Raw genomic sequence first — 18,955 nt, 5'->3', positions numbered from 1 at the left:
TTTCCGTATACCGTCGGCCACCGCCCTGGGATCACCGTAGTGATCGAGAAAGTGGGCGAGGACATGTTGACCGGAGACGCGCAGATCGTCGGGCACGGTGCACAGGGACGCCGGTCGCACCCCACCGGAGCAGAGCATCATCGCGTCGCCGGGAGCCGGTTCGATGGCATCGACCGTGCCATCGCCGACATCGCCGCGGGCAAGGCCGTCGTGGTCGTCGACGACGAGGACCGGGAGAACGAAGGCGACATCATCTTCGCCGCGGAGGCTGCCACCACCGAGCTCGTCGCGTTCACCGTCCGCTACAGCTCCGGATACCTCTGCGTGCCGATGACCGGCGACGACTGCGACAGGCTCGACCTGCCGCCGATGCACCGGTCCAACGAGGACCCGCACCACACCGCCTACACCGTCACGGTCGACGCGCGCGCCGGCGTCACGACGGGCATCAGCGCCCATGACCGCGCACTGACGATCCGCGCCCTCGCCGACAGGGGCTCCGCGGCCGCCGACTTCTCACGCCCCGGCCACGTGGTCCCCCTGCGCGCCCGCGAAGGCGGGGTGCTCGTGCGTCCCGGCCACACCGAGGCCGCCGTGGACCTCACCCGCCTCGCCGGGCTCAACCCGGTGGGCGTGGTGTGCGAGATCGTCAGCGAGAAGGACCCGACCACGATGGCGCGCACCGCCGAACTGCGCGCGTTCGCCGACACGCACGGCCTGGCCCTGATCACCATCGCCGACCTCGCCGAATGGCGGCGCACCCACGAACAGCTCGTCACGCGCGGGCCGGTGGCGAACGTCCCCACCACGCACGGCACCTTCCGCGCCGTCGGATACACCGGCGTCGTCGACGGCCGCGAGCACGTGGCGCTGCTCTCCGGCAAGCCCACCGCACCGGCGGCCGCCGAGGCCGCCCCCACGCCAGGCCCCGCCACGGTGCGCATCCACGCCGAGTGCCTCACCGGCGACGTGTTCGGGTCCACTCGCTGCGGCTGCGGCCACGACCTGGGCTCGGCGATGGACGCGGTGTCGGCCGCCGACTCCGGCGTCGTCCTCTACCTCCGGGAGGAGTCCGCGCGCGGAGAGGGGCTGGTGCACACGCTGCGTTCCTTCGCCGCCGACGAGTCCGCCGCGGTCGCGATGCCCCCGGCCCCCACTGCGGGCGATCTGCACGTCGCCGCACAGATGCTGGCCGATCTCGGCTTCGACTCCGTCCGGCTCCTGTCCTGCGACGCGGACGAGTCGGCCCTGTCGGGTGCCGGCAGGCAGATCCTCGCCCGGCACGGCATCGACGTCGTGGAGGTCGCCCCCGTCGTCGGCGGAAACCCCGATACGGCCGCCGCCACCGCGTAACCTGGGGCTCCGTGGATCAACGCATCGACTTCATCACCTTCGCCACGGAGGACCTCGACGCCGCGCGCCGCTTCTACGTCGACGGTCTCGGCTGGACGCCGCTGCTGGACGTGGCCGGGGAGATCATCTTCTTCCAGAGCGCCCCCGGACAGGTGCTCGGTCTGTTCGACGCACGCAAGTTCGACGAGGACCTGCCCCGCGGCGTCGGCGACGCGTCCACCCGTACGCGGGTCTCCGGCGTGACCCTCGCCCACAACGTGGGCACCCGCGACGAGGTCTCCCGCGTGGTCGACGCGATGCGCCGCGTCGGCGGCACTGTGCGCACCGAACCCGCGGACGGCGCCTTCGGCGGGGTCTTCCACGCGCATGTCGAGGACCCGGGCGGCATCGTCTGGGAGATCGCGCACAATCCCGGCTGGCACGTCGACGCCGACGGGAACGTCGAGCTCGGTTGACACGACGGCGCCGACGCCCCGGGGACGTCGGCGCCGTCGTCAGGGCACCACAGTGTGTGAGGTCAGGCCGCGCCTTCCTCCTCACGCTCGGCGACGAGGGTGAGGGCGATGTCGACGATCATGTCCTCCTGGCCGCCGACGAGCTTGCGCTTGCCGCACTCCATGAGGATGTCGCGCACGTCCAAGTCGTAGCGCTTGGCCGCCGTCTCCGCGTGGCGCAGGAACGACGAGTACACGCCCGCGTACCCGAGGGTGAGGGTCTCGCGGTCGACGCGCACCGGGCGGTCCTGCAGGGGACGCACGATGTCGTCGGCCGCGTCCTCGAGCGCGTTGAGGTCGCAGCGGTGCTCGAAGCCCTCGAGGTTGGCCACCGCCACGAACGCCTCGAGCGGGCAGTTGCCGGCGCCCGCGCCGTGGCCGGCGAGCGACGCGTCGACGCGGTAGACGCCCTCCTCCACCGCGGTCACCGAGTTGGCGACGGACAGCGACAGGTTCTCGTGGGCGTGGATGCCGATCTCGGTCTCCGGCTTGAGCGCGTCGCGGTAGGCGTGGACGCGGTCGCGGATGCCCTTCATCGTCAGGCGCCCGCCCGAGTCGGTGATGTACACGCAGTGCGCGCCGTAGGACTCCATGAGCTTGGCCTGCTGGGCGAGCACGGCCGGCTCGGCCATGTGGTTGAGCATGAGGAAGCCGGCGACGTCCATGCCGATCTCGCGGGCGGCCTCGATGTGCTGTGCCGAGACGTCGGCCTCGGTGCAGTGGGTGGCGATGCGCACCGAGCGCACGCCCAGGTCCCAGGCCTTCTTGAGCTCCTCGACGGTGCCGACGCCGGGCAGCAGCAGCGTGGTCAGGCGCGCGTTCTCGAGCACTTCGCCGGCCGCGGCGATCCACTCCCAGTCGGTGTTGGAGCCGGGCCCGTAGTTGACCGATCCGCCGGCCAGCCCGTCGCCGTGGGCGACCTCGATGGCGTCGACGCCGGCCTTGTCGAGCGCGGTGACGATGCGCTTGACGTCGTCGGTGCTGATCTGGTGGCGCACGGCGTGCATGCCGTCGCGCAGCGTGACGTCCTGGACGAAGATGGGGGTGCTCATGTGTTATGCCTCCTGCGCCTGGCTGCCGGCCGGGACGGTCTTGCCGGCCGCGATCCGCTCGGCCACCTGCAGGCCCGCGGACGTCATGATGTCGAGGTTTCCGGCGTAGGCCGGAAGGTAGTGCGCGGCGCCCTCGACCTCGAGGAACACCGACACCTGGTGGGTGGGCTTGTCGTCGTCGGCGATGTCGTCGTCGAGCAGCGTGTCCACCGGGCGGTTCTCGTCGATCTCGGTGACCTGCACCTTCTGCTTGAGCCGGTAGCCGGGCACGTAGGAGGCGACCTCGTCGATCATCTTGTCGACCGAGAGCTTGATCTCCTCGTGGATCGTCGGATCGTCGGCCTTGACCAGGCAGTAGACCGTGTCGCGCATGATCAGCGGCGGCTCGGCCGGGTTGAGGATGATGATGGCCTTGCCGCGCTCGGCGCCGCCGACCTTCTCGATGGCCTCGGACGTGGTCTCGGTGAACTCGTCGATGTTGGCACGCGTGCCGGGGCCCGCGGACTTCGAGGCGATCGACGCGACGATCTCCGCGTAGGCGACGGGGGCCACCCGGGAGACGGCGGCGACGACGGGGATCGTGGCCTGGCCGCCGCAGGTGACCATGTTGACGTTCTGCGCGTCCTGGTTCTCGCCCAGGTTCACCGCCGGCACCACGTAGGGGCCGATGGCGGCGGGGGTCAGGTCGATCATGCGCTTGCCCAGCGGCTGGAGGATCTCCGCGTTGTGCACGTGCGCCTTGGCCGAGGTGGCGTCGAAGACGATCTCGATCTCGTCGAAGTTCGGCAGCTTGAGCAGCCCCTCGACACCCTCGTGGGTGGTGGGGACGCCCATGCGCTTCGCGCGCGCCAGGCCGTCCGAATCGGGGTCGATGCCCACCATGGCGCCCATTTCGAGGTGCTTGGCGGTGCGGATCACCTTGATCATCAGGTCCGTGCCGATGTTGCCGGAGCCGATGATCGCGACTTTGGTCTTAGTACTCACTTGTCATTCCCTTCATAAGTGTCCGCGCCTTCGCTGAACCGGGCGGTGACGCTGCCGAGCCCGCTGATCTCCACGGTGACCTCGTCGCCGGCGCTGATGGGGCGCATCGGGCCGAGCGCCCCGGAGAGGATGATCTGGCCTGCGCGCAGCGGTTCGCCGAAATCGCGGGCCGCGCGGGCCAGCCAGGCGACCGCGTTGAGCGGGTCGCCCAGGCAGTCGGCACCCGTGCCCGAGGAGACCTCCTCACCGTTGATCAGCATTGTCATGCCGACCTCCACCGGGGTGAACTCGCTCAGCGTCTTGCGCTCGGCGCCGAGCACGTAGACGCCGGCGGACGCGTTGTCGGCCACCGTGTCGCCGAAGTGGATGTCCCATCCGGCGATCCGGCTGTCGCACACCTCGATGGCGGGCATGCCGTAGTCGATGGCGTCGCGGATCTGCGCGGCGTCCAGGTCGCCGTCGGCGAGGTCCTTGGCCAGCACGAACGCGACCTCTGCCTCGGCCTTGGGCTGGAGCAGGTGGCCCATCGGCACGATGTGACCGGGGGCGTAGTCCATGTCGTCGAACAGGACGCCGAAGTCGGGCTGGTCGACGCCCATCTGCGCCTGCACGGCCTTCGAGGTGAGCCCGATCTTGCGGCCGACGATCTTCGCGCCGCCGGCCAGCCGGCCCTGGGTGAGGCGCTCCTGCACCCGGTAGGCGGCGGGCAGGTCGGTGGAGCCGATGAACTCGCGCACCGGGTCGCAGGCCACGCGGGAATTGAGCGCGTCGAGCAGCCGCTGGGCGGCCTTCTCCTCGGCCGCGAGCTGCTCCGCGGTGGGCGCACCGGCGCCGTCGATGGATTGCGTCATGAGACCAGCATGGCCCGCGCGGGGCGCGCCCACCAGGCTTGCGTATCGCTGAGCGATACACGCGCGGGTACCGTGACAGGCGTGGACGACGGCGCGGACCGGGGCGGCGTGGACAGGGACACCGTCATCGGCAAGGTGGTGCTGATCCTGCGCGCGTTCTCCGCGGAGGATCACACCGTGGGCCTGGCCGAGCTCGTCCGGCGCACGGGCCTGCACAAGGCCACCGTGCGGCGTCTCGCCGAGGAGCTCACCGCGGTCCGGCTGCTGGACCGCGTCGCCGGCGGCTACCGGCTCTCCGGTGGGCTGTTCGAGCTGGGCATGCGCGCGTCGGTGGAACGCAGCCTGCTCGAACTGGCCATGCCCTTCCTCCAGGACCTCTACGAGCGCACCCACGAGACGGTGCACCTGGGCGTGCTCGACGGCCGCGAGGTGGTGTACGTGGCGAAGATCGGCGGCCACCGGCAGGCCAGCGCCCCCTCGCGCACCGGGGGCCGGATGCCGCTGCACTGCACCGGGATCGGCAAGGCGTTGCTGGCGCACGCCGGCCCGGAGCTGCGCCGCCAGGTGCTCGGCGGCCCGCTCGAACGGCGCACGCCCCGCACCATCGTCGCGCCCGGGCTGCTGGCCCGGCAGCTGGACGCCGTCGTCGAGCAGGGCGTGTCGTTCGAGTACGAGGAATCGACGATGGGCATCGCCTGCGTGGGCGCGCCGATCCTCGACGTCGCCACCAACGCGCCCGTCGCCGCGATCAGCGTCACCGGGCCGGTGGCACGGTTCCGGCCCGACGCGCACGTCGCCGCCGTGCGGGCGGCCGCCGGCGGCATCGCCTCCACGCTGCAACGCCGCGCGGGCCTGCGCGAGGGGTGAGCGGCGGCAGCGGGGCCCGCCGGCTACCGCCCGGGCACGTCGATGGTGCAGCCGGTCAGCTCCGCCAACGCATCGTCGCCCGCGACGTGGGCGGGCGCCTCGATGGCGAGCAGGACGTTGATGAGCATCCCGTGCGCGAGGAAGTCGCGTGCCTGGTCGGGGCTGCATCCGGTGCGGGCGACGAGCAGCCGGTAGATGCTCGCCATCCCCCCGCGTGCGAGCTCGCCGATCTCCGGCTCCGCCCCCGCCGCGAACCCGTGCATGAGCACGAGCAGTTGTGAGCGGTCCGCGACGAGCTCCTTGTATGCGCCGCCCAGCGACTCCCAGTACTCGGCCGTGTCCGCGGTGATCGCGGGGGTGCGGTCCAGTTCGTCCAGCTTCTGTTCGAACACCGCCACGGTGCGCTCGAACGCCGCCGTGACCACCGCGCGGAACAACTTGCTCTTGCCGCCGAACATGCGCACCACGTAGGGCTGCGAGACGCCGGCCGCCTGCGCCACTTCGTCCGTGGTGGTGCCCGCGTAACCGCCCCGCGCGAACTGCTCGGTGGCGGCGGCGATGATCGAGAGCCGCCGGTCCTCGCGGCTCATGCGCGCGGCCGGGGCCTCGTCGACGACCCGCTCCGGCTTGCGTTCGGTGCTTTTCTGGGCGGACATATTGACAGGTTATCAGTCGATGCTTAATACTCGGATCCCTAAGTAATCAGTCGATGCTTACCACTGACTCCGCGGCCTTTCCGCAGCACCGTCCCACGACCCCACCGAATCGAGGTGCACATCATGACCACCGCATCCACGCCGGAGCTCCCGTCCCCGTCGACCCACGGCGAAGCGGCCGTACCCCGGCTCCGCGCCAGGCCGCTGTGGCTCACCCTGCTCGCGGTGTCGCTGCCCATGTTCATGGCGACGCTCGACAACCTCGTCATGACCAGCGCGCTGCCCGTCGTCCAGGCGCACCTGCACGCATCGGTGACGCAGCTCGAGTGGTTCATGAACTCCTACACACTCGCCTTCGCCACGCTGATGCTCGCGGCGGCCGGCCTCGGCGACAGGTGGGGTCGCCGGCGCGTGTTCGTCTGGGGCATCGCGCTGTTCACCGCGGGTTCGATCGCGTCGGCGCTGTCGACGAGCCCCGAGACGCTCATCATCGGCCGCACCGTGCAGGGCATCGGCGCGGCCGCGATCTTGCCGTTGTCGCTCGCCCTCCTCGCGGGAGCGGTGCCGGAATCGCGGCGGGCGCTCGCGATCGGCGTGTGGGGCGGCGTGTCCGGTCTCGGCGTGGCGCTGGGCCCGGTGATCGGCGGTGCGATCGTCGACGGCATCTCGTGGCAGGCCATCTTCTGGCTCAACGTGCCCGTCGCCGTCATCGCGATCCCGCTGGTCCTCGCCACGGTCGACGAGACCCGGTCGATGCGCGTGCACCTGGACCCGGGCGGCGTGCTGCTCGCCGGCGCAGCCGTGTTCCTCACGGTGTGGGCCATCGTGCACGGCAACGACGACGGGTGGGGGTCGCCCGGCGTCGTGGTGCCGCTGATCGTCGCCGCCGCCCTGGCCGGGGCCTTCGTTGCCTGGGAGCTGCGCGCCCGCCAGCCGGTGATGCCGATGCGCCTGTTCCGTTCCCGCAACTTCACGCTCGCCAACATCATCGCGGTCGCGTTCTCGCTGGGCATGTTCGGCGCCGTGTTCCTGCTGGTGCAGTATCTGCAGGTGGTGATGGGGTACAGCCCCCTCGAGGCCGGGTTGCGCACGCTCCCGTGGACGGCGGCACCCATGGTCGTCGCCCCGCTTGCCGGAGCACTCGCCCCGCGGGTGGGGCTGCGGCCGCTGCTCACCGCCGGGCTCGCCCTGCAGGCCGGCTCCCTCGCCTGGATGGCCGCGCTGCTGGGCCCGCCGATGGAGTACGCCGCGCTCATCCCCGCGATGGTGATGGCCGGCGTCGGCATGGGCCTCACCTTCGCACCGGTGGCCACCGCCGTGCTCGCAGATCTCGCGGACGCGGACCATGCGGCGGCGAGCTCGACCAACTCGACGCTGCGCGAGGTGGGCGTGGCGCTGGGCATCGCGGTGCTCACGTCGGTGTTCCTCGGTGCCGGCGGGCAGATCTCGCCTGTCGGCTTCGACGGGGCGCTGCAGCCGGCGCTGCTCGTCGGCGCCGCCGTGGTGGCCGCCGGCGCCGTGGCCGCGCTGTTTCTGCCGGGGCGGAGCGCGGAGGCGGGTCCGCAGGCGCCATCGGACGGCGCGGCGCCGGCTGATCCCGCACCTGGTGACCGCGCACCAGCACCGACACTTGTCGCGCCCGAAGTTCGAGCGTGACGATCACGTCGCCTTCGAAGTTCGAACCCGACTGCGGCAGACCCGCCCCGCCCTACGGCACGAGCACGATCCGCTCCTTCACCCCGTCCTCCATGAGCCGGTGCGCCTCGGCGGCCTGTTCCAGCAGCAGCACCCGGGGCGGGCGGACCCGCAGTGCCCCGGCGGCGAGCATCCGGTTCATGACCACTGCCGCGGCGGCCAGGTCATCGAGGGAGGCGTTGGAGATCGCGAAGCCCGTGATCGACGCGTCGCGGGTGTAGATCCCACCGGCGGGCAGCGGCGGCCGGGCGCCGAGCCCCGACATGAGCACCACCCGCCCGCCATGCCCCAACAGCGGGATCGACAGCTCAAGGTCGTTGCGCCCCGAGTTGTCCCACCACACGTCGGCGCCGTCGGGCAGCGCCGCGCCGAGGCGGTCCGGGAGGTCGCCGGCGCGGTAGTCCACCACATGCTCGGCGCCCAGGTCGCGGCACCACTGCGCGTCGGCGGCCGAGGCGGTGGCGACCACACGGGCGCCCGCCGCCGCGGCCAGCTGGATTGCGGCGCTGCCGACCCCGCCGGCGGCACCCTCGATCACCACCGTCTCTCCGAAGGCCAGCCGCGCATGCCGGAACAACCCGAGATAGGCGGTGGCCGCGGTGTGCAGCAGCGCCACCGTGGCGACCGCGTCCGCCCCGTCCGGCAGCGGGTACAGCCGGTCGGCCGGCACCAGCACATACTCGGAGAACGCGCCCTGGCGTCCGTGGTGGCCCATACTGTTCGTCCACACGCGGTCGCCGGGCGCGAACGCGTGCGCGCACGCCGCGCCGCTACGCACCACGGTGCCCACCGCGTCGCGACCGATGACGAACGGGAACGGCGTCGGTGTCGCGTAGGCGCCGGAGCGCACGAACCGGTCGACGTGGTCGACGGCGACGGCCTCGGCGCGCACCAGGACGTCGCCCGGTCCACCGGCCGGCACCGGCAGCTCCCCGGTCTCGATGACGTCCGGCCCGCCGAGGCTGTTGATGAACACTGCGCGCATGGCCTCCATCGTGCGCCTCCGCCGGGCGCACCGCCGCGCTAGGTCCGATGGGCTTGCAGGTACCTGTCGCGCCAGGCCGCCGTCAACTCCGCCTCCTGCGCTCCACCGAAGGTGTAGGCGGGCGAGTCGATCGCCGCCGCGCGCTCCACCGCGACGAGAACCGCTGCGTTGGCCGGATAGCCGGGGCCGTTGGCGGCCAGCAGCCTCTCGTTGAGCCACTCGTACGGTCCGCTCCCCGGCGGCAGGATCTCGGCCGTGCCCTTGAACCGGTACCCGCGGCGGCGGAACACGTCGATGGAGTTGATCTCGATGCGCGGGTCCCGTCGCAGGTTCGCCATGGTGTGCGGCGAGGCGATGTCCATGAACACCAGGTGCGCGTCGTCGTAGACGAACACCGATCCCTTGGGCGACAGGTTCGGCGCACCGTCCTCGCACACCGTCGCCGCGAACGAGAGCATCGCATCCGCCACAATGCGCCGCATGTCTTCGGTGATCATCGCCATCGGAGTCCTCCTCGCCGGTGGCCGGCCCCGCGCCGGCCCCGCCATCCTTACTACTCTTGCCGGTGGCCGCCTACAGCTGCAGATGCAGTCGGAGCGCATCGTCGATTGCGCCCATCACCGGCCCCGGCAGTCGTGCGATAGCCGGTCCGACCCGTTCGACCGCCACGGAACGCACCTGTTCCGCTTGCGCCTTCGCATCGATGCGCAGCCCGGTGGTCTCGGTATCGAGGAGCACCTGGAACGGAAACACCCGAGCGGTGTTGCTGGTCACCGGCACCACCGTCACCACTCCCCGGCCCAGGCGCGCCGCCGTCGCGTTGGCTCCGTCATTGCTGACGATGACCGCCGGCCGTCGCTTGTCCGCCTCGCCTCCCCGAGCAGGCTCCAGATCGACCAGCCGCACCTCACCGCGCAGCATCGGCGAGACCGTCCCCCGAGGCCGACTCCCACACGCCGGCGTCCCCGGACGACTCCCATTCACTCCACGCCGCCGCGTAGTCGTCCTCCAGGTCGACATTCCGCAACATCCTGACCGCCCGCTGGATTGCCGAGGAACGTGACGGCAGCCCGGATTCGCGCATGTACGTATCGAGGATCTCGAGGTCCTCCTCCGGCAGACTCACGCTGATCTTCATACTTGGATGCTACTACGGTGGCCACGATGCGTCGGCGGTATCACCGCACCGCGTCAGTTGTTGTGCTGCGCCTGCGCGATGCGCTTGAACACCTCGCCGCGCAGCCGGCCGTACTCCGGCTCCGCCTTGGTGTCCACCTGATTGCGGGGCGCGGGCAGTTTCACCTCGACGATCTCGTCCACGGTGGCCGGGGCGCCGGAGAGCACCACCACCTTGTCGCCCAGGTAGACGGCCTCGTCGATGTCGTGGGTGACGAACACGATCGTCACCCCGAACTCGTCGCGCAGCTTGAGCACCGTGTCCTCCAGGTCGGCGCGGGTCTGCGCGTCGAGCGCGGCGAACGGCTCGTCCATGAGCAGGATCGTCGGCCGGTAGGCCAGCGCGCGGGCGATGGCGACGCGCTGCTGCATGCCGCCGGACAGCTCGCGCGGATACTTCTTCGCGTGCGCGGACAGACCCACCGCCGCGAGCATCTGGTCGACCAGCGCGGTGCGCTCGGCCTTCGGCATCTTCTTCTCCAACAGCGGGAACTCCACGTTCGCCGCCACACGCAGCCACGGGAACAGCGAGCGGCTGTAGTCCTGGAAGACGACGGCGAGGTTGTCGGGCACCCCGGCGATCTCCTGGCCGTCGACGCTGACGGTCCCGGCCGTGGGCGGCTGCAGGCCGGCGAGGCACCGCAGCAGCGTGGTCTTGCCCGCGCCGGACGGGCCGACGATGCACGCCAGCTCGCCCTTGGCGACGGAGACGTTGATCTCCTTGAGGATCTGTTTGGTCGAGGAGCCCTTGCCGTAGCTCTTGGCGAGGCGGTCCACCTCGAGTGCGTTGACCGTCACGGGATTCTCCTCAGCGTAGGTGCGGTGCGGGGCGGGCGTACGGGTTGCGGTCGCGCCGGTCATGACTGGTCACCCTTCCAGGCGAGGACGCGGCGTTCGACCGCGAAGAAGATCTCGCTGAGCAGGTAGCCGAGCACGCCCATGGCGATGGTGCCGGCCCACAGGCCGGGCATGTCGAAGTACTGCTGCGACGAGAAGATGTAGTGGCCGATGCCCTGCGTGGAGGCCATCATCTCGCTGACCACCACGAGGATGATCGAGAAGGCCAGCGACGTCTTCATGCCGGCGAGGATGAGCGGGCTCGCCGCGGGCAGCAGCACCTTGAAGATCCGGCGCATGCGGGACGTCTTGTAGATCCGGGTGACGTCCTCGACGAGGGGGTCGAGGCCGCGGACGCCGTCGATGGTGGCCAGCAGCGTCGGCCACACCGAGCCCACCGCGATGACGGTGATGCGCATCCAGTCGGTGGCGCCCATGGCCAGGATGAAGAACGGCAGGATGGCGGCCGGCGGGATGGAGCGGGCGAAGGTGATGATGGGGTTGAAGGCGGTCTCCAGCACGCGGATCCGCCCGATGAGCATGCCGAACACGATGCCGCCGAGCACGGCCAGCGCGTAGCCGACGAGCAGATTGACGACGCTGGGGATCACGTCGTCGACGAACCCGCCGGAGGTGAGCCAGTCGCCGAGGTTGGCGAGGATCGTGCCGAGCGGCGGAAAGTACAGCGACGACGCGACGGTGGAGATGATCCACCACGCCACGATCAAGAGGACCGGCAGCGCGAACATCTGCAGAACAGTGACCATGCGGCGTGACATGTCATGCCTCCTTCGCGTAGGTCGGGTGCCAGGCGAGCAGCCTGCGCTCCCCGTACCGGAACACCAGGTTGATGAGGACGCCGAGCACGCCGGTGACGAGGATCAGCGCGACCATCAGCGGCGAGTCGCCGCCGTGCTGCGCCTGGGCCAGCGCCTGCCCCAGTCCGGGGCTGCCGGCCACGAGTTCGCAGACGATGGCGATGAACAGCGAGATGACCGCGGACACGCGCACACCGCTGGTGATGAACGGGGCGACGGACGGCAACAGGACCTTGAAGAACGTGCGCCGCCTGCTGATCTTGAACACCGTCGCGGTGTCGAGCGTCATCTGCTCGATCTGCCGGACGCCGTCGATGGTCTGCGTGAGCATCGGCCACACGGCGGCGTAGATCGCCAGCAGCACCACCATCTGCAGGCCGGTGCCCCACACCAGGACGAACAGCGGCAGCAGCATCACCGGCGGGATGGTCCGCAGGAAGTCGATGGTGGTGCGCGTGGACCTGTGCCGCAGCCGGCCGCGGCCCAGGAACAGGCCGACGGGGATGGCGATGAGCGCGGCGCCGATGAGGCCGATCGCCCACTGGACCATGGTGTGGCGCACGTTCTGCCAGAACTGACCGGTGGTGACGACCTCGCCGAGGGCGCGCATCGTGTCGGTGAACGTGGGCAGCACGTTGTGGCCGAAGGCGTCGATGACGCCGAGCCACTGCCAGATCAGAGCGAAGGCGACGAGCGTGCCCCCACTGATCAGGCCGTTGCGGATCTTCTGCGCGGCGGGGCCCAGCGCGTCTGCGCCGATGCTCCGCACGCTGCGGGTACTGACTGCGACGGTCATCGGAGGATCTCCTCACCCGTGACGGGCTTCGTGATGTAGTCGTACTCGATGAGCAGGTCGGACAGCCGCGCGATCTGCTCGTCGGTGATCGTCGACGAGTATTCGAAGGTGTTGATCTCGTTGATGAGGTTCTCCGGGATCCTCGTGTACTCGCCCAGTTCCTTGCGCACCTCTTCGGGGTGCTGCTGCGCGAACTCATTGGATTTCGTCAGCGCGGCGACGAATGCGTCCATCAGCCCCACGTTGTTCTCCGCCGTCGCCTCGCTGGTGAAGTACGCGCCCACGGGGGCACCCGGGGTGGGGCTGGTGACGTAGGAGAACAGCGGCTTGAGCCCTTGCTTGCCCGCGGCGGTGCTGAACGGTTCGCTCAGTGCCCCGGCGTCGACGCGGCCGCCTGCGATGGCCGCCGCCATGTCGTTGGACGCCAGGGTGAGGAACTTGATCTTGCCCGGGTCGCCGCCGTCGCGTTCGACCATGATCTTGATGCCCAGGTCCTGGATGGATCCGAGCGCGTTGACCGCGACGGTCTTGCCCTCGAGGTCCTTCGGCGAGTCGATGTCGCTGCCGGCGGCCACGAAGACGCGGTCCGGGTCGGTGGCGGGGTCGTACTCGGCGGGCGCCTTGTCCGCCCCGGCGATGATCGTGATCGGCGCGCCCTTGGACTTGGCGACGATCAGCGGCACCACCGCTGCGAAGCCCACCTGGCTTTCGCCGTTGATGACGGAGGCCAGGTTGGGCGCGAATCCGGTGGCGATCTTGGGTTCCACCGTCAGCCCGGCGTCGGCGTAGAAGCCCTGCGTGTTGCCGAGGTAGATGGCGACGTCGCTGGGGTTGGGGATCGTGCCCACGTGGAATGTGTTGCCCTCGACCTCGCCCGAGGCGGTTCCGCACGCAGCGAGAACGGCGCACGCGGTCACCGCCGCGAGGAGCGCGCTCAGCTTCTTCATCGTGATTCCTTTGCTGGTGGGGCGGCGGATCAGACCGTGACGCGCAGCAGGTCGCGACTCACGAGGACCTCGCCGTCGAAATGCTTGCGGGCCTGAGCGATCCATTCGTCGTCGGTGACGCCCTCGGTGGGGATCAGGTGCCACAGCACAAGGGTCTTGACTCCGGCCTCCGCCGCCACCCGGCCCGCGTCCTCCGCGGTGGTGTGGGCCTGCCGGAAGTGCTGCTGCAGCCGCTCGACCTTCGTGTTGGTCCCGCGCGTGAGCAGGTGCAGGTGCTCGGGCGAGAACGCCTCGTGCACCATCACGTCGGCCCCGCGCGCGAGCTCCACCATCGCCTGGCAGTACGTGGTGTCGCCGGAGACCGCGATGGCGCCCCGCTCGGTCTCGAAGCGGTAGCCGTACGCCTCCAGGGGCGGGTGCTCGACGGCCGCCGCGGTGACGGTGAGCCCGTCGACGCTGAAGACCGTGCCGTCGCCGGCGACGTCCTGGGGGTCGAACAGCGAGCGCAGCTTCGGTCGGCCGAGAGCCTCGCGATGGTCGACGTCGATCGTGTTCATTGCGACGTACTGGTCGGTGATCTGCGCCATCGGCGTCGGGCCGTAGGCGGGGACCGGATCGACGAGGCCGGCCGTCCACGCCAGCGCGACCAGGTTGCCGTAGTCGGCGTTGTGGTCGATGTGATGGTGGGTGAGCAGCACTCCGCCGAGGTCGCGCAGCCGGTAGCCGGCGGAGACGAGCTGACGGGCCACGCCGTTGCCGCAGTCCACCACGTAGACGGCGCCGTCGTGCTCGATGGCCATCGCCGGCGCGCTGCGGCTGGGATTCGGCTGCGGGCCGCCGCCGCTTCCCAGGATCACGAGTTCCATCACCACTCCTCGGCTGCACTGCGCCTCGTCGGCTACGCGCACTGTGTTGCTGGTCTACAAGGTCGCAGTAATGAGACTAGGGTCACACGTGATGCGCGTCTAATGCCGATTCCCCACCGAGTCATGCCCTTTTGCGCATAGTGACTCCGGCGCACGCAAACGGGGCGCCCGGCACCGTGCGGTGCCGGGCGCCCCGCCCAGGAAGAAGCGTGGGGTTGCTACTCGACGACCTCCGCCAGTCGGACCTCCGCGACGATCGCCTCGTCGTCCCGTTCGCCCTCCGGCACCCGGCGGAACAGGGCCACGGCGCCGGTGAGGCTGATCGCGCAGATGACGACGAGGTACACCGTCACGCCGGCCGAACCGCCGGAGCCGCCGACCAGCGCCGTGGAGATGATCGGGGCCAGGCCGCCGCCGAGGATGGCGCCGAGCTGCAGGATCAGCGACGTGCCCGAGTACCGCACGGACGCCGGGAAGGTGTCGGCGATGATCGCGCCCTGCACGCTGTGCGTCACCGGGACGATGAGACCCATCCCCAGGAACGCGAGCGCCGCGACCACCACGTTGCCGGTGTTGAGCATGGGCAGGAACGCGATGCACCACACCAGGATGGCGAGCGATCCCCAGACGAACATCCGCCGGCGGCCGAAGCGGTCGGCCACGCCCGTCCAGTACGGGATGCTCACGAACCACACCACGGCGGCGACGGAGACGCAGGCGATGAGGAAGTCCTTGTTGTAGTCGAGCTGCTTGGTGCCGTAGGAGAGCGTGAACACCATGAACACGTAGGCCACCGCGGAATTCGCGAGCACCGCGCACAGCGTGAGCCCCAGGCGGGGGAAGCCGGCGTCGAGCGCCTCGCGCAGCGGGAACCGCGCCACGCCCTTGTCCTCGACGACCTGTGAGAACGACGGGGACTCCTCGACGCGCAGCCGGATGGCGAGGCCCACCGCCACCAGCACGATGCTGAGCAGGAACGGGATGCGCCAGCCCCAGGACTCGAACGCCCCCGTCGGCAGGAGTGCGCTGGTGCTCAGGAAGACGATGTTGGCGACGACAAGCCCGGCCGGCGTGCCCATCTGCGGGAAGCCCGCATACAGGTTGCGCTTGCCCGCCGGAGCGTGCTCCATCGACATCAGTGTGGCGCCGGCGCCCTCGCCGCCGAGGCCGATGCCCTGGATGACCCGCGCCATCACCAGCAGTGCCGGCGCCCAGAACCCGATGGCGTCGAAGTTCGGGATGAGGCCGATGGCCGTCGACGCCAGGCCCATCATCAGCAGCGACACGATCAGTGTGTTGCGCCGGCCGATGCGGTCGCCGAAGTGGCCGAACACCAGGCCGCCGATGGGGCGCGCCACGAAGCCGACGGCGAAGGTGCTGAATGCCGCCAGGGTGCCCGCCGTGGGGCTGAGTTCGGGGAAGAACTGCGTGTTGAAGATCAGCGCCGCGGCGGTGCCGTAGAGGAAGAAGTCGTACCACTCGAGCGTGGTGCCGACGAGCATCGCGGCGGCGGTGCGGCGGCGCGCCGCCCCGACCGTGAGTCGCCGTGCCGGTTGGTTGTCCATCGTGCGGCCTCCCAGGGCTCTACTAGACGAAGGTCTCATCCAGTAGAGCCCGGTGGCGTGCCGCACACTAATGCTCTTTTCCCTCGGGCTATGCCCTCACGGCAATAGCTCGAAGGCACCGCCCCGCACCGGCTCCGGGCGCGTCCTCGTTTCCGTTCCCCGCGGCCCTACAGCCCCAGGAACCGCTCCGCGTTGCCGTGCGTGATCAGCGCGCGCGTGGCGTCATCGAGGAACTCGCTCTTACGCACCACCTCGCCCACGGGGCGCTCGCCCAGCGGGTACGGGTAGTCGCTGCCCACCATCACGCGATCGCGCCCCACGGTGTCGACGAGCAGCCGCAGCGCACGCTCGTCGAACACCACCGAGTCGACGTGGAACCGCCCCAGGTAGTGCGACGGCGGGTACTCGGAGGTGCCGATGATGTCGTTGCGACCGTGCCAGGCGTTCTCCATGCGCCCCAGCCAGAAGGCGAACGACCCGCCGCCGTGGGCGAAGCAGATCTTGAGCCGCTCGTCCACCCGGTCGAACACGCCGCCGAGGATCATCGACAGGATCGACAGGTGCGACTCGGAGGGCATGCCCACCAGCCAGCGCGCCATCCACCGGTCGAGCCGCGGCGAGTTGGCCATGTCCCACGGGTGCACGAACACGGGCACGTCCCGCTCCGCGCAGTGCTGCAGGAAGGTCACCACGCCCTCGTCGTCGAGGTCGCGGTCGCCCACGTGATTGCCGATCTCGACGCCCTTGTGCCCGTTGTCCAGGCAGCGGTCCAGCTCGGCGCACGCCAGGTCCGGATCCTGCAGCGGGACCTGGCAGAACGGGATCATCCGCTCACCGGCCGGCGCCGTGATCTCCAGTGCCAGATCGTTGAAGATCTTCGCGATCTTCGCGGACTGCTCGCCGCTGCGGCCGTAGTTGAAAAACACCGGGGTGGGCGAGACCACCTGGGTGTGCACGCCGTCGGCGTCCATGTCGGCCAGCCGCACGGCGGCATCCCAGCAGTCGGACTGGATGCGCCGGAACTCCGTGGTCCCGGTCATCATCATGGCCTCGTGCTCGGACTCGAGCCGCAGCCACGGCGCATCGGCGCCGCCCTCCGCGGTGACGTCCGGCCAGCCCTTGGGCACGTAGTGCGTGTGGACGTCGATCATCTTGTGCTTCACCGGTTCCCCCGTGAACGACGGGTCCTGTGCGGCCATTCTCAGCCCTTTCCGGGGTGCAGGGCGCCGCACTGCGGGCAGGTGCGAGCGTCGATGTCATTGTGGAAGTTCTCGAACACGGGCGGCATGTCGTCGACGAGGCTGCGCACCTGCAGCTCCACCTCGTGCACCTTGGCGTGGCACTCCTCGCAGTACCACTGGAACCTCTCGAGCGTGCCCTCCTTGCGGACCCGTTCGATGACGAGCCCGATGGAGTCCGGGTCGGGGCGCTGCGGCGAGTGCGGGATCCACGACGGCATCAGCCACGTCTCGCCCTCGCGGATGTCCACGCGGTGCGGGCCGTCCTCGGTCATGACGTTGACGTGGATGTCGCCGCGGATCTGGTAGAACCACTCCTCGTACGGCTCGAAGTGGTAGTCGTAGCGCTCATTGGGGCCGCCGACGACCTGGACGATGAAGTCGTCGCCCAGCGCCATCATCTGGTTGTTCACCGGCGGCTTGAGCAGGTGCTCGTGGTCCTTGATCCAGCCTTGGAAGTCGATGACCGGGGGGATGTTCGTCATTGTGATCAGCTCCGATGCGGATGGTCAGCGGCCCTGCGGCTTGTGCGCGATGGCCTGGATCTCGATGAGCAGGTGCGGATGCGGAAGCTGGTGCACCGCGACGGTGGTGCGCGTGGGGCCCGCCTCGTCGAAGTACTGCCCGTACACCTCGTTGTATCCGCGGAAGTCGTTCATGTTCACCAGGAAGGTGGTGATCTGGGCGACGTCCGACAGTTCCGCACCGACCTCGGCGAGGATGTCGCGGATGTTCTCGATCACCGCGCGGGTCTGCGCCTTGATGTCCAGGGCGGTGCTGCCCATCTCGTCCACCTCGACGCCCTCGAAGGTGTTGTCGGGGCGGCGAGAGCTGGTGCCGGAGACGAAGACCAGGTCGCCGACGACCTTCACGTGCGGGAAGCGCCCGCGGGGCGTGGCCTTGCCCTCGACGACGGTGCCGCCGGATTCGGTTTTCGCCGTGCTCACTTGCGCTCTCCTTTCAGGCTGACCTCGCCGAGTCCCGCGACGGCGCACCGCGCCTCGGACTCCCCCAGCGGCAGGGCCGCGGTGGCCGCGCCGGCGAGCACCACGTACCCGGCCTTGAGCGGGATGCGGCGGCGCCGGCACATGTCCAGCAGCGCGTGCAGCGCCTGCTCGGGGTCGCCGAGGATCGCGGCGGTGGTGCCGGCGTTCTCCTCGTCGCCCACCGACAGGCGCACGTCCAGGTCGGCGGCGCTGCGCATCGGCGACCACGTGCCCACGGCGAACCCGGCGGCGGAGGTGTTGTCGGCCACCACGTCCGCGTAGGTGAATTTGAAATCGAGGTAACGCGAGTCGATGATCTCGATCGCCGGGGCGACGGCGTCGACCGCGCCCAGGATGTCCTCGTCGGGGTCGTCCAGGTCCACGTCGCGGGCCAGGCGGTAGGCCACCTCGGGCTCGGCCTTGGGGTGGATGTAGGCGGTCAGGTCGGTGCCGCCGCCGTCGCGGACCTGCATCGCGTCGGTGAGGCGGCCGACGATCACGTCGGACACGCCCATCTGGGCCATCTTGGCCTTGCTGGTGAAGCCGAGCTTGACGCCGACGACCCGCTCGCCGCGGCCGGTGCGCAGGCCCACGAGCGCCTCTTGCACCCGGTAGGCGGTGTCGACGTCGAGCGGCTGCCCGGCCTCGATGCTCGGGGTCTCGGTGCGCGAGGTCTGCGCGTCGTCGAGCCGGCGCGCCAGCGCGTCGACGCCGGCGTCGGTGGTGGTGTCGCTCATCGGGTCTCCTCGGGGATCCGTGCGGGTGCGGGACTCGCAGGCGGTGCTGTGT

At 70.2% G+C, this 18,955-nt stretch carries 22 protein-coding genes; 4 read left to right on the top strand and 18 right to left on the bottom strand.

Features of this window, described 5'->3' with window-relative positions:
* Positions 1–39 precede the first annotated feature (39 nt).
* Together ribB and H4F70_RS00900 are read left to right on the top strand one after the other, a co-directional pair.
* On the top strand, positions 40–1,353 hold the full coding sequence (gene ribB / locus H4F70_RS00905; RefSeq protein WP_235681269.1) for a 3,4-dihydroxy-2-butanone-4-phosphate synthase: 1,314 nt from the start codon (positions 40–42) through the stop codon (positions 1,351–1,353).
* Between the two features lie 11 nt (positions 1,354–1,364).
* Positions 1,365–1,808 (top strand): VOC family protein, encoded by a 444-nt coding sequence (locus H4F70_RS00900; RefSeq protein WP_182358662.1) that lies wholly within the window; start codon positions 1,365–1,367, stop codon positions 1,806–1,808.
* Positions 1,809–1,870: 62 nt separating this feature from the next.
* Here H4F70_RS00900 and dmpG read toward each other — a convergent pair whose 3' ends face one another.
* The 3 genes from dmpG to H4F70_RS00885 are packed head-to-tail and all read right to left on the bottom strand — an operon-like array spanning position 1,871 to position 4,734.
* A complete protein-coding gene (gene dmpG, locus H4F70_RS00895) occupies positions 1,871–2,899 on the bottom strand; it encodes a 4-hydroxy-2-oxovalerate aldolase (RefSeq protein ID WP_182349236.1) in 1,029 nt (342 codons plus the stop codon).
* 3 nt (positions 2,900–2,902) lie between these two features.
* On the bottom strand, positions 2,903–3,883 hold the full coding sequence (locus H4F70_RS00890) for an acetaldehyde dehydrogenase (acetylating) (RefSeq protein ID WP_182349237.1): 981 nt from the start codon (positions 3,881–3,883) through the stop codon (positions 2,903–2,905).
* Entirely contained in the window at positions 3,880–4,734 is an 855-nt protein-coding gene (locus H4F70_RS00885) for a 2-keto-4-pentenoate hydratase (protein WP_182349238.1), read from the bottom strand. The genes H4F70_RS00890 and H4F70_RS00885 overlap by 4 nt, the downstream gene beginning before the upstream one ends.
* Before the next feature lie 81 nt (positions 4,735–4,815).
* Here H4F70_RS00885 and H4F70_RS00880 point away from each other — a divergent pair, with 81 nt between their 5' ends.
* A complete protein-coding gene (locus H4F70_RS00880) occupies positions 4,816–5,601 on the top strand; it encodes an IclR family transcriptional regulator (RefSeq protein ID WP_235681268.1) in 786 nt (261 codons plus the stop codon).
* Between the two features lie 23 nt (positions 5,602–5,624).
* Here H4F70_RS00880 and H4F70_RS00875 read toward each other — a convergent pair whose 3' ends face one another.
* Positions 5,625–6,257 carry a TetR/AcrR family transcriptional regulator gene (locus tag H4F70_RS00875; RefSeq protein WP_235681267.1) on the bottom strand — a complete coding sequence of 211 codons (633 nt, stop codon included), beginning with the start codon at positions 6,255–6,257 and terminating at the stop codon, positions 5,625–5,627.
* 123 nt (positions 6,258–6,380) lie between these two features.
* On the opposite strand from H4F70_RS00875, the gene H4F70_RS00870 reads away from it, so the two are divergent.
* Positions 6,381–7,913 carry a DHA2 family efflux MFS transporter permease subunit gene (locus H4F70_RS00870; RefSeq protein WP_182358660.1) on the top strand — a complete coding sequence of 511 codons (1,533 nt, stop codon included), beginning with the start codon at positions 6,381–6,383 and terminating at the stop codon, positions 7,911–7,913.
* A 52-nt stretch (positions 7,914–7,965) separates the two neighbouring features.
* On the opposite strand, the gene H4F70_RS00865 is transcribed toward H4F70_RS00870, so the two are convergent.
* From H4F70_RS00865 to H4F70_RS00800, 14 genes are all read right to left on the bottom strand, one after another.
* Positions 7,966–8,937, bottom strand: a complete 972-nt coding sequence (locus H4F70_RS00865; protein WP_182358659.1) for a zinc-binding dehydrogenase — start codon at positions 8,935–8,937, stop codon at positions 7,966–7,968.
* Between the two features lie 38 nt (positions 8,938–8,975).
* Positions 8,976–9,440 carry a pyridoxamine 5'-phosphate oxidase family protein gene (locus H4F70_RS00860; RefSeq protein WP_182358658.1) on the bottom strand — a complete coding sequence of 155 codons (465 nt, stop codon included), beginning with the start codon at positions 9,438–9,440 and terminating at the stop codon, positions 8,976–8,978.
* 70 nt (positions 9,441–9,510) lie between these two features.
* Complete coding sequence (locus H4F70_RS00855) at positions 9,511–9,858, bottom strand: type II toxin-antitoxin system PemK/MazF family toxin (protein ID WP_182358657.1); 348 nt, start codon at positions 9,856–9,858, stop codon at positions 9,511–9,513.
* A complete protein-coding gene (locus H4F70_RS00850; RefSeq protein WP_182358656.1) occupies positions 9,845–10,075 on the bottom strand; it encodes a CopG family ribbon-helix-helix protein in 231 nt (76 codons plus the stop codon). The genes H4F70_RS00855 and H4F70_RS00850 overlap by 14 nt, the downstream gene beginning before the upstream one ends.
* A gap of 53 nt (positions 10,076–10,128) precedes the next feature.
* Positions 10,129–10,911 (bottom strand): ABC transporter ATP-binding protein, encoded by a 783-nt coding sequence (locus H4F70_RS00845; protein ID WP_235681266.1) that lies wholly within the window; start codon positions 10,909–10,911, stop codon positions 10,129–10,131.
* Between the two features lie 59 nt (positions 10,912–10,970).
* Entirely contained in the window at positions 10,971–11,729 is a 759-nt protein-coding gene (locus H4F70_RS00840; RefSeq protein ID WP_182349248.1) for an ABC transporter permease, read from the bottom strand.
* Position 11,730: 1 nt separating this feature from the next.
* Positions 11,731–12,564 (bottom strand): ABC transporter permease, encoded by an 834-nt coding sequence (locus tag H4F70_RS00835; protein WP_182358654.1) that lies wholly within the window; start codon positions 12,562–12,564, stop codon positions 11,731–11,733.
* Positions 12,561–13,511: an ABC transporter substrate-binding protein gene (locus H4F70_RS00830; protein WP_182358653.1), complete on the bottom strand. Its 951-nt coding sequence runs from the start codon at positions 13,509–13,511 to the stop codon at positions 12,561–12,563. The genes H4F70_RS00835 and H4F70_RS00830 overlap by 4 nt, the downstream gene beginning before the upstream one ends.
* A 29-nt stretch (positions 13,512–13,540) precedes the next feature.
* Positions 13,541–14,377: an MBL fold metallo-hydrolase gene (locus H4F70_RS00825; RefSeq protein WP_182358652.1), complete on the bottom strand. Its 837-nt coding sequence runs from the start codon at positions 14,375–14,377 to the stop codon at positions 13,541–13,543.
* A 218-nt stretch (positions 14,378–14,595) separates the two neighbouring features.
* Positions 14,596–15,942 (bottom strand): MFS transporter, encoded by a 1,347-nt coding sequence (locus H4F70_RS00820; protein ID WP_182358651.1) that lies wholly within the window; start codon positions 15,940–15,942, stop codon positions 14,596–14,598.
* Positions 15,943–16,109: 167 nt separating this feature from the next.
* Positions 16,110–17,141, bottom strand: a complete 1,032-nt coding sequence (locus tag H4F70_RS00815; RefSeq protein WP_235681265.1) for an amidohydrolase family protein — start codon at positions 17,139–17,141, stop codon at positions 16,110–16,112.
* A gap of 2 nt (positions 17,142–17,143) precedes the next feature.
* Positions 17,144–17,665, bottom strand: coding sequence for a 3-hydroxyanthranilate 3,4-dioxygenase (locus H4F70_RS00810; RefSeq protein ID WP_182358650.1), 522 nt, complete (start codon positions 17,663–17,665; stop codon positions 17,144–17,146).
* 24 nt (positions 17,666–17,689) lie between these two features.
* Positions 17,690–18,127: a RidA family protein gene (locus H4F70_RS00805; protein ID WP_182358649.1), complete on the bottom strand. Its 438-nt coding sequence runs from the start codon at positions 18,125–18,127 to the stop codon at positions 17,690–17,692.
* Complete coding sequence (locus tag H4F70_RS00800; protein WP_182358648.1) at positions 18,124–18,903, bottom strand: 2-keto-4-pentenoate hydratase; 780 nt, start codon at positions 18,901–18,903, stop codon at positions 18,124–18,126. Before H4F70_RS00800 ends, H4F70_RS00805 begins: the two co-directional genes overlap by 4 nt.
* Positions 18,904–18,955 lie beyond the last annotated feature (52 nt).

Origin of the sequence: Tomitella gaofuii (assembly GCF_014126825.1) — a bacterium.
Taxonomy (GTDB): Bacteria; Actinomycetota; Actinomycetes; order Mycobacteriales; family Mycobacteriaceae; genus Tomitella; species Tomitella gaofuii.
Note: the sequence above shows the minus strand (reverse complement) of the source record. Positions and strands in the feature narration are given on the sequence as shown.